The organism is Tianweitania sp., assembly GCF_032053605.1.
Lineage (GTDB): Bacteria > Pseudomonadota > Alphaproteobacteria > Rhizobiales > Rhizobiaceae > Tianweitania.
The window spans coordinates 1-9,584 of sequence record NZ_DAMBUH010000117.1 but is presented as its reverse complement, the minus strand read 5'-3'; the positions used below and the strand labels follow the sequence as shown (position 1 = coordinate 9,584).

The following is a 9,584-nucleotide window of genomic DNA, read 5'->3' as shown; positions in this document are numbered from 1 at the left end:
GGCGTTCTTCGCTGCCTGACTGCACCACCACGCGCCAGCCGCGCGCGACCGAACGCTCGAGGAGGGCTGGCAGCGCCTCCTCAAGGGTCGATTCGGTCAGGTGGTAGAACAGGACCTCAGTCATTTCAGGCTAAGGCCCGCTCAGGCCTCGTAGTTGTCGCGCACCAAACGGTCGAGCAGGCGCACGCCGAAGCCGGATGCCCAGGACTGGCTGATGTCGGTGGTCGGCGAGCCCATGGCGGTGCCGGCGATGTCGAGATGCGCCCAGGGCGTGTCGCCGACAAAGCGCTGCAGGAACTGCGCAGCGGTGATTGCGCCGCCGAAGCGGCCGCCGATGTTCTTCATGTCGGCATTCTTGCTGTCGATCAGCTTGTCGTATTCCGGTCCAAGCGGCATGCGCCAGAGCTTCTCGGCGGTGGCGAGGCCGGCGGCGGTCAGGCGCTCCGACAATTCGTCATTGTTGGAGAACAGGCCGGCGTGATGCTGGCCGAGCGCCACCATGATCGCACCGGTGAGCGTGGCCAGATTGACCATGAAGCGCGGCTTGTAGGTTTCCTTGGCATACCAGAGCGCGTCGCACAAAACGAGGCGGCCTTCGGCATCGGTGTTCAGCACTTCGATGGTCTGACCGGACATGGAGGTCACGATGTCGCCGGGACGCTGGGCATTGCCATCCAGCATGTTCTCAACCAAGCCGACGATGCCGATGACGTTAGCCTTGGCCTTGCGGGCAGCCAGCGCATGCATCAGGCCGGTGACGGCGGCCGCACCGCCCATGTCGCCCTTCATGTCTTCCATGCCGGCAGCCGGCTTGATGGAGATGCCGCCGGAATCGAAGGTCACGCCCTTGCCGATGAAGGCGACAGGCTGTTCGCCTTCGGCACCGCCGTTCCAGCGCATGATGGCAAGACGCGGCGGGCGGACGGAGCCTTGAGCCACGCCGAGCAGCGCGCCCATTCCGAGCTTTGTCATTTCCGTTTCGGTGAGGATCTCGACAGCAACGCCGAGTTCGCTGAGCGCCTGGATCTTTTCGGCAAACTCGACCGGACCGAGGAGGTTGGCGGGCTCATTGACGAGGTCGCGCGCGAGAATCACGCCATCGGCGACGGCCTGCGCCGATGTGAAGGCTTGTTCCGCAGCAGCCGGATCGGCGCAATGGATGGTGATCGTAGCAGCTTTGTCGACCGGCTTGCTTTCGGCGTCGTCGGTCTTCTTCGTCTTGTACTTGTCGAAGGTGTAGGAACGCAGCAGCACGCCCTGCGCCAGACCGGCGATGTCAGCTGCCGAGACGGAAACGTCCGGCAGATCGGCAATCACGGCGATCTCGGTGGCGCGGCGTGCCGCAGCCATCGCGACGCCGCCGATGCGCGACCAGGCGATTTCATCGAGCTTGTCGCTTTTGCCGGCGCCGATCGCGACCAGGCGGTCCACCGAAGCGCCTTCGGGCGCGATGACTTCGACGGTGCTGGCCAGCTTGCCTTCGAACTCGGCGATCTTTGCCGCGCGCGTCAACACACCGGAGGGATCGCAGGCCTTCGCGGCTTCGGAGAAGGTTGCGCCCTCACCTGCCAGCACGAGTACGGTGCCGGTCTGCGGACGATCGAGGGGAGCGAAGCGGATAATGGGACGAAGCGCCATGAAGGGGGTCCTGCAAGTTGGTCCGCCTGAGCGGAAAGAGCATCCCCAGTCAGTGACACCGCGGCGCGGCAGTTTCAAGAGCGTGACTTTTCAGCATCGCCTTGCCCGCAACCGCCATGCGGCGCTGTGCCGTCAGCATGACCTTCCTTCCCCAAGGTTCGGCCAAAATATCCAGCGTTTTAGGGGTCAACACTTCGTTAACCACCCTTCTTCGCCATTCCTTAGCCATTAGCGCTGCTTCTATGACTGCTGGACAACCCGTCTGGGGCGGTTAAACACTCCGGCTCAGGGCGAGGTCAACTGATTGGGTGCAGCAGATGCGTGGGGGCGCGCCGTCTGCTGTCGTGGTTTAGGACGAACACGACGGAATGAAAGTCGTAGAGCGCTACATCTTGCGGCGTGCGTTTGGCGTGTTCGCTTCAGCGCTGTTCTGGACGCTTGCCATGGTCTGGGTGAGCCAGGTTCTGGCGCGCATCAACCTTGTGACCGACAGCGGCCAGTCAGCCTTCACCTTCTTCCAGGTGGCCACGATGATGCTGCCTTCGGTGGTGCCGATCGTCGTGCCCTTCGCTCTGATCATCGGCATTACGCAGACGCTGAGCGCCATGAACCAAGATTCCGAGTTGGTCGTGCTGAGCGCCGCCGGCTCGTCGCGCCGCACCATCATCCGCCCGATCATCCTGATGGCGCTGCTGGCCAGCGTGTTCGTGTTCATCGTCGACAATGGCCTTAACCCGCTGGCGCGCGAGCGCTTCCGGGTGCTGCTTGCCAGCGCCAATGCCGATCTGATTTCCAGTGTGATCCAGGAAGGCTCGTTTCGGCGCGTGGAAGACGGCCTTTACGTGCAGATTTCGCAGCGCCTGCCGGATGGACGGCTCGGCGGCATCTTCGTGGCCGATTCGCGCGATCCGAAGACCGAGCTGAACTATTACGCCAAGACCGGCGTGATCCTGGACAAACCCGGCGAAAACGTCCTCCTCATGCAGGAAGGCATTATCAGCCGGAAAGCGCCCGAGCGCCCGGCTTCGCTGATCCGGTTCGATTCCTACGGCTTCGACCTGTCGGCCTTCGCGCCTTCCGAAAAGGCGCCGGTGATGTTCCCGAAGGACCGGCCACTGTCGTACCTTCTCGATCCCAATCCGAACGACACGGTGCTGATCGAGCGGCCGGATTACTACAAGACCGAGCTCAACAACCGATTCACGGAATGGCTGTATCCGCTTGTTTTCGCACTGATTGCAATCGCGTCGGCCGGTGATGCGCGCTCGCATCGCGAAGCGCGGCTGCACCCCATGGCAACGGCAATCTTCATCGCCTTGTTCGTGCGCTGGGCTGGCTTCACCGTCGCCAACAGTGCGGAAGGCAGCATGCTGTTCTCGGTTCTGATGTATGTCGTTCCGCTTGGTGCCGCGGCGGTGGCGATCGGCTTCATTCGCGCCAACAAGACGCTGGAACTGCCGGTGTCGTGGGTCGAATCGCTGTTGCAGCGCTTTGAGGGCCTGCGCGCCATGATCAGCCGTTCGCGCTTCGGCAATGCCCAGCCGGGAGGCCGCGCATGATCGGCTTTACGCTCGGACGCTATTTCTTCCTGCGCTATGTGACGATCACCGCCTGGTTCTTCGTGGGCGTTTTCGCGCTGGTTTTTCTTGTCGACTTCACGCAGTTCCAGGACGTGGTGTCCGGTTCGTCCAGCTACTCCTTCACCGGAGCGCTTGCCGTGTCCGCCTTGCGCGTGCCGATGGTGATGCAGCAGACGGTGCCGTTCATCGGGCTGTTTTCGGCAATGTTCACGCTGATCTCGCTGAACCGCAAATATGAGCTGGTGATTGCGCGTTCGGCCGGCATTTCTGCCTGGCAGTTCCTGACCCCGGTGGCGATTGGTGCTTTCGTATTCGGCCTGTTCACGATCATCCTGCTCAATCCGCTGGCGGCCTACGGCTTCGCGCAGTCGCAAGGGATCGAAACCAGCCTGCGCGCCGGCGACACCAAGCGCAGCACGGCGTTTGAAGAGCCCTGGCTGCGCCAAAGCTTCGACGGTGTGGACACGATCATCGGTGCGCGCGCCGTTCTGAACGACGGGCTTGAACTGAACGGCGCGAGCTTCTTCCGCTTCGATGCGGATGGCGATTTCAGCGATCGTCTGGATGCCGAACGCGCTTATCTGCGCGAAGGCTATTGGGAGTTGCAGGGCATCGAGAGCTTTGCCGATGGCCAGCGCATCGTTTCCACCGAATCGGTTCACATCCCGACCGGTCTGACGCCGGAATTGGTGGCGCAGCGCGTTGCCCGGCCTGAGACCGTTCCCTTCTTCGAACTGCCGGGCAAGATCAGCGTGGCGCGGACTTTCGGTCTGCGCGCCGACGCCTTTGCCATGCAGTTTCATTCCTTGGTGGCGCTGCCGCTGTTGCTCGTGGCGATGACGCTGATTGCTGCAACAGTGTCGATGCGCTTTGCACGTATGGGACAATCCGAGCTTATGATTCTGGGTGGCATCCTTGCCGGCTTTCTGCTTTATGTCGTATCGGTCCTGGTCAAGGCGTTCGGGAGCGCGGGGATCGTTCCCCCCGTCATCGCGGCTTGGGTACCCGTTGTAGTTGCGATGTTTTTCGGGGTGACTTTCTTGCTGCATCGAGAGGACGGCTAGTGCGGGGCGCGACCGTGTCTTCGGCGCGCCTGAAGCGCCTTCTCAGCGCCAGCGCGCTCGGCTGTATCATGGCCGTAACGCCGCTCGGGCTGGCTTCCGCGCAGACCGTGGAAGAGACCGCTGTCCGCAACCGGATTCCGGAAGGCGGGCAGATGCTGCTCGAAGCCGATACGCTGGTTTACGACAACGACAAGCAGACTGTGACTGCGGTCGGCGGCGTGCAGATCGACTACAACAACAATCGCGTTGTCGCGCAGCGTGTCGCGTATAACCGCGCGACGGGCCGTTTGGTTGCAAGCGGCAATGTGCAGGCGATCGACCAGAGCGGCAACGTCATCTACTCCGACCGCATCGACGTCACGGATGATTTCCGCGACGGGTTCGTCAACGCACTGCGCATCGAAACGCCTGACAAGACCTACTTCGCGGCTGAAAGTGCCGAGCGTCGCGACGGCGTGGTGACGACCTTCAATCAGGGCGTTTACACCGCCTGCGAGCCCTGCGAGGACAAGCCGGAGAAGCCTCCGATCTGGCGCGTGAAAGCGCAGAAGATCATCTGGAACGGCCAAACCAAGGTGGTGCGGTTCGAGCGCGCCCGCTTCGAGATGTTCGGCTTTCCGATCGCCTATCTGCCGGCCTTCGAAGTGGCGGATCCGACGGTAAAGCAGAAGAGCGGCTTCCTGTTCCCGACCTTCGGCTACAAGGACGAACTCGGCTTCAGCGCGGCCGTGCCCTATTATGTGGCCCTGAACCCGAGCTACGACCTGACGATTACGCCACGCGGTTATACGCGTCAGGGCTTCATGGGCGAGGCTGAGTTCCGGCGCAGATTCGATAATGGCGGCTTCAATCTGCGCGTTGCCGGGATCAACCAGGCTAATCCCGACGCGTTCGACGCCAATACCGTGGATGCAGACGAGGAGTTTCGCGGTGCGGTGACCTCCAGCGGTGCCTTCAGCATCAACCCACGCTGGACGTTCGGCTGGGACATCCTCGCCCAGACCGACAAGAATTTTGCCTACACCTACGGGCTGGATCGCTATGCGAGCTATGTCCATCGTTCGGAAGTTTATCTTACCGGCCTGAACGACCGGAACTACTTCGACCTGCGGGCGATGAAGTTCCAGGTTCAGGAAGAGGTGCTGAACAGCGACCCGAACTCCGTGTCGCAGAAGCAACCCTGGGTTCTTCCAAGCTTCGATTATTCCATCACACCCGATGAACCCATCGCCGGCGGTGAGTTGTCGATCGACGTCAATGTGCAGGGTATTTCGCGCGACCGCCTGGCGATCGACGATTATCCTGACTTCGCCGGCATCGTGCCTAATGTCATCGACGGGCAGAACATTCGCGGCATCGATGGCAATACTGGCCGCGCAACAGCCCAGGCCGAATGGCGCCGCACGCTGATCACGCCCGGCGGTCTGGCCTTGACGCCTTTGCTGCAGGTTCGCGGCGACGGCATCTATACGAGCTATGAGGACAATACGATTGCCGCCATCGAGGCGCAGTCGGCGGCGTCCGACATTCGCGACCAGTATTGGCGCGGCATGGCGACGGCCGGGCTGGAAGCTCGCTATCCCGTGCTGTTTACAACCGCCAACTCCTCGCATGTCATCGAACCGATGGCGCAGCTGCTCATCAGGCCAGACGAACGCTATGCCGGAACGCTCGGCATCCCGAACGAAGACGCGCAGAGCCTCGTTTTCGATGCGACCTCCTTGTTCGAGACCGACAAGTTCTCGGGCTACGACCGCGTCGAAGGTGGCACGCGTGCCAATCTCGGCATCCGCTATTCCGGCACCTTCTCCAATGGCTGGACCACCAATGCGATTATCGGTCAGTCCTACCATCTGGCCGGTTTGAACTCCTATTCCACGGCGGATCTGGTCAGCGCCGGCGCGTATTCCGGCTTGGAAAGCGATCGGTCGGATTACGTCGCGCAGTTCGGCATCGGCAGCCCGCTCGGCTTCTCAGGCGCGGTCGGCGGACGGTTCGACGAAGACACGCTGGAAATGCGTCGCGGCGAAGTCAAGCTCGGCTACACCACCGCGCCTTTGACCGTGACCGGCCAGTATGCCTTCATCCAGAAACAGCCGCTTTACGGGTTCTCGGAAGATCGCCATGAAGTGACCGTCGGTGCCCGGGCCAAGGTGGCAGAGAACTGGTCGGTGTTCGGATCGGCAATCTACGACTTCCAGTCCGAAGTCGTCGTGCGCGACTCGATCGGCTTTGCGTATGATGACGAGTGCTTCACCTTTGCGCTGGCGTTGAACGAAAGCCGCGAGATCGACGATCCGGATGACGTGGAGCGCGGCGTCGGCTTCAACCTGACCTTCCGCACGATCGGCGATTTCGGCAAGGTCAATCGCGGCGGATTGAACTAGCGTCTTTGTTCGGGCGGTTGCGGAAACCGCCCGATCAAGGTTAAGACAAGGCCGAACGCCAGACATCGTTTCGCCGCAGTGAACCGGCACGAGCGCCGGTAACAAGCGCGATCCAGACCCACGAGGCCCTCTTCATGACGACTTTCATCAAGAAGCTAGCCGCTCCTCTTTTTGCGGTTGCCCTCCTTTCGGCAGCTGCCCCCCTCGTTTTGCCTGTGCCGGCACAGGCGAGCGAGGTGAAGTACATCGTCAACAAGCAGGCGATCACGAGTTACGACATCGACCGCCGCGCGGCCTTCCTGAAGCTGCAGAAGCGCAGCCCCGGTGAAGCCGGCAGCGACATGGTGGATCAGGTGCTGCGCAGCCAGGAAATCGCGCGCATCAAGGTCAATGTGACGGATGCGCAGCTGGATGATTCCTACAAGCGCTTCGCCGAATCGAACAAGCTGACGCCGGCGCAGATGGACGAGATCCTGAACAAGGCCGGTGTCACCAAGGCGCATTTCCGCGAATATATGCGGGTTCAGATGGGCTGGGGTCAGGTTCTCGGCATGCGCGCGCGCTCCGAAGGGCGCATGAGCGAACAGGATGTCGTGCAGCGCATGATGAAGGAAGGCCGCAAGCCTTCTGCCACCGAGTATCTCCTGCAGCAGGTGATCTTCGTTGTGCCGGCTGCCGAGCGCGGCTCGATGCTGGGCAAGCGCAAGCGCGAGGCTGATGCCATGCGCGCCCGCTTCAATGGCTGTGACAGCACGCGCAGCTTCGCGAAGGGCCTGATCGATGTGACCGTGCGCGATCTCGGGCGCGTGCTTGAGCCGGAACTACCGTCGGAATGGTCGGACCAGATCAAATCGACCAAGGCCGGCGGCGCCACGGGCGTCAAGGAAACCGCCCGCGGCGTCGAGTTCATCGGCGTTTGTTCGCAGCGTGAAGTGTCGAACGACCGCGTTGCCCGCATGGTGTTCGGCGCCGAAGACGCAAGCAAGAACGAGGGCGGCGAAGCGCTGAGCAAGAAATACACCGAAGAGCTTCACAAGCGTGGGCAGATCGTCAAGCGCTAAGCCTTTGCGCTACCGCTTGACCACACGCTGATGGAAGACCTCCCCCCGCTCCGAGCGGTTGTCGAGCGCCACGGGCTCTTTGCCAAAAAAGCCCTCGGCCAGAACTTTCTGTTTGACCTCAATCTGACGGGCAAGATCGCGAGGGTCGCTGGACTGCTGGATGGCGTCACCGTCATCGAAGTTGGTCCCGGCCCTGGTGGCTTGACGCGTGCGCTGCTTTCGCAGGGCGCCGAGGTAATTGCCATCGAGCGTGACGAGCGCTGCCTCGCCATTCTCGACGAGATTTCCACGCATTATCCCGGCCGCCTCACCGTTATTCCCGGCGATGCGATGGCGACCGACTTTGCGGCACTTGCGGGCGACCGGGCACGCGTGCGCATCATCGCCAACCTGCCCTACAATATCGGCACGGAACTGCTGATCCGCTGGCTGACCGTCGAGCCTTGGCCGCCCTTCTACGAGAGCATGGCGTTGATGTTCCAGCGCGAAGTCGCGGAGCGCATCGTAGCGCGTCCGGGGGACAGCGCTTATGGACGGCTGGCGGTGATGGCGGGATGGCGCACGGAAGCGCGGATCGCCTTCGATGTGCCGGCACAGGCCTTTACGCCGCCGCCGAAGGTGACGTCATCCGTTGTGCATCTCGTGCCGCGCTCTTCCCCCTTGCCGGTGAATTTGCGCATGCTCGAACGCGTTACGCAGGCCGCGTTCGGCCAGCGCCGCAAGATGCTGCGGCAGAGCCTGAAGGTTCTGGGCGGCGAAGCGTTGTTGCAGCGCGCCGAGATTGATCCGACGCGTCGCGCCGAAACGCTGGAAATCGAAGAGTTCGTGCGGCTGGCGAACGCTGTCGTGTAAAGCTAATCAGCGCCTGTCTGTTTTCTCGGCCAGCAGATCCGACACGAAGTCATGCATGCCGTACCAGCGGCGATCACGGCGCAGGCGTTCGGCAGTCACGATGGATTTCACCTCGTCGAAGGCGGCGTTGAGATCCTCATTCACGACGACATAATCGTAGTCGCGCCACCGTTCTATTTCGACCTTGGCATTGTTGAGCCGCGTTTCGATGATGTCGTCCGAATCTTCGGCACGCCGCTTCAAACGTGTGCGCAACTCGGCCATGGAGGGCGGCAGGATGAAGATCGAGACCAGATCGGCATCCATCTTCTCGCGAAGCTGCTGCGCCCCCTGCCAGTCGATGTCGAACAGCATGTCACGCCCTTCGGACATGGCCTTCTCGACCGCATCGCGCGGCGTGCCATAGTAGTTGCCGTGAACCTCCGCCCATTCCAGCAGCTGGTCATCTTCGCGCAGGCTTTCGAACTCGCGGCGCGAAATGAAGCGGTAGTGAACCTTGTCCACTTCGCTGGCACGCCGTTCGCGCGTCGTGACGCTGACTGACAGTTCGAATTCATGCTGCTCAAGCAAAATACGGGCAATGGTCGACTTGCCGGCGCCTGATGGCGACGACAGAACCAGCATCACGCCGCGGCGGCGGATGGTCTTTGACGGTTGGTCCGTCCGCATGATCTACTCCAGATTCTGAACCTGCTCGCGGAACTGGTCGACCACGACCTTCAGTTCCAGGCCGATGGCCGTCACAGACGCGGCGTTCGACTTCGAGCAAAGCGTATTCGATTCGCGGTTAAATTCCTGCGCCAGGAAATCGAGCTTGCGCCCAACCGGCCCGCCGGCGGCGAGCAGCTGCCTGGCTGCCGCGACATGGGTCGTCAGCCGGTCGACTTCCTCGCGGATGTCGGCCTTGGTGGCGAGCAGCGCCGCTTCCATGCTGAGCCGGGCTTCATCGAGCGCAGCGTTGCTTTCCAGCAGGAGCCGGACCTGTTCGGCAAGACGAGCGCG

The 9,584-nt window shown here is 62.0% G+C and carries 9 protein-coding genes and 1 pseudogene; 5 read left to right on the top strand and 5 right to left on the bottom strand.

Annotated features, from left to right (window positions below):
* The 3 genes and pseudogenes from RTX98_RS17950 to RTX98_RS17940 form a co-directional block, all read right to left on the bottom strand.
* Nucleotides 1-100 (bottom strand): annotated as a pseudogene (locus tag RTX98_RS17950) (DNA polymerase III subunit chi); the annotation flags it as partial.
* A 41-nt stretch (nt 101-141) separates the two neighbouring features.
* Nucleotides 142-1,638: a leucyl aminopeptidase gene (locus RTX98_RS17945; protein WP_312798164.1), complete on the bottom strand. Its 1,497-nt coding sequence runs from the start codon at nt 1,636-1,638 to the stop codon at nt 142-144.
* A gap of 49 nt (nt 1,639-1,687) precedes the next feature.
* Entirely contained in the window at nt 1,688-1,867 is a 180-nt protein-coding gene (locus RTX98_RS17940; protein WP_312798163.1) for a hypothetical protein, read from the bottom strand.
* A 139-nt stretch (nt 1,868-2,006) separates the two neighbouring features.
* Between RTX98_RS17940 and lptF the strand changes: the two genes are divergently transcribed.
* From lptF to rsmA, 5 genes are all read left to right on the top strand, one after another.
* On the top strand, nt 2,007-3,197 hold the full coding sequence (gene lptF, locus RTX98_RS17935; RefSeq protein ID WP_312798162.1) for an LPS export ABC transporter permease LptF: 1,191 nt from the start codon (nt 2,007-2,009) through the stop codon (nt 3,195-3,197).
* Entirely contained in the window at nt 3,194-4,282 is a 1,089-nt protein-coding gene (lptG, locus tag RTX98_RS17930) for an LPS export ABC transporter permease LptG (protein WP_312798161.1), read from the top strand. Before lptF ends, lptG begins: the two co-directional genes overlap by 4 nt.
* Nucleotides 4,283-4,350: 68 nt before the next feature.
* Entirely contained in the window at nt 4,351-6,669 is a 2,319-nt protein-coding gene (locus RTX98_RS17925; RefSeq protein ID WP_312798166.1) for an LPS-assembly protein LptD, read from the top strand.
* A gap of 134 nt (nt 6,670-6,803) precedes the next feature.
* Nucleotides 6,804-7,730 carry a peptidylprolyl isomerase gene (locus RTX98_RS17920; protein WP_312798160.1) on the top strand — a complete coding sequence of 309 codons (927 nt, stop codon included), beginning with the start codon at nt 6,804-6,806 and terminating at the stop codon, nt 7,728-7,730.
* Between the two features lie 30 nt (nt 7,731-7,760).
* Complete coding sequence (rsmA, locus tag RTX98_RS17915; protein WP_312798159.1) at nt 7,761-8,582, top strand: 16S rRNA (adenine(1518)-N(6)/adenine(1519)-N(6))-dimethyltransferase RsmA; 822 nt, start codon at nt 7,761-7,763, stop codon at nt 8,580-8,582.
* A gap of 6 nt (nt 8,583-8,588) precedes the next feature.
* Here rsmA and gmk read toward each other — a convergent pair whose 3' ends face one another.
* Together gmk and RTX98_RS17905 are read right to left on the bottom strand one after the other, a co-directional pair.
* Nucleotides 8,589-9,251, bottom strand: coding sequence for a guanylate kinase (gmk, locus tag RTX98_RS17910; protein WP_312798158.1), 663 nt, complete (start codon nt 9,249-9,251; stop codon nt 8,589-8,591).
* A 3-nt stretch (nt 9,252-9,254) separates the two neighbouring features.
* A partial coding sequence (locus tag RTX98_RS17905) for an endoribonuclease YicC domain-containing protein (protein WP_312798157.1) occupies nt 9,255-9,584 on the bottom strand: 330 nt, incomplete at its 5' end.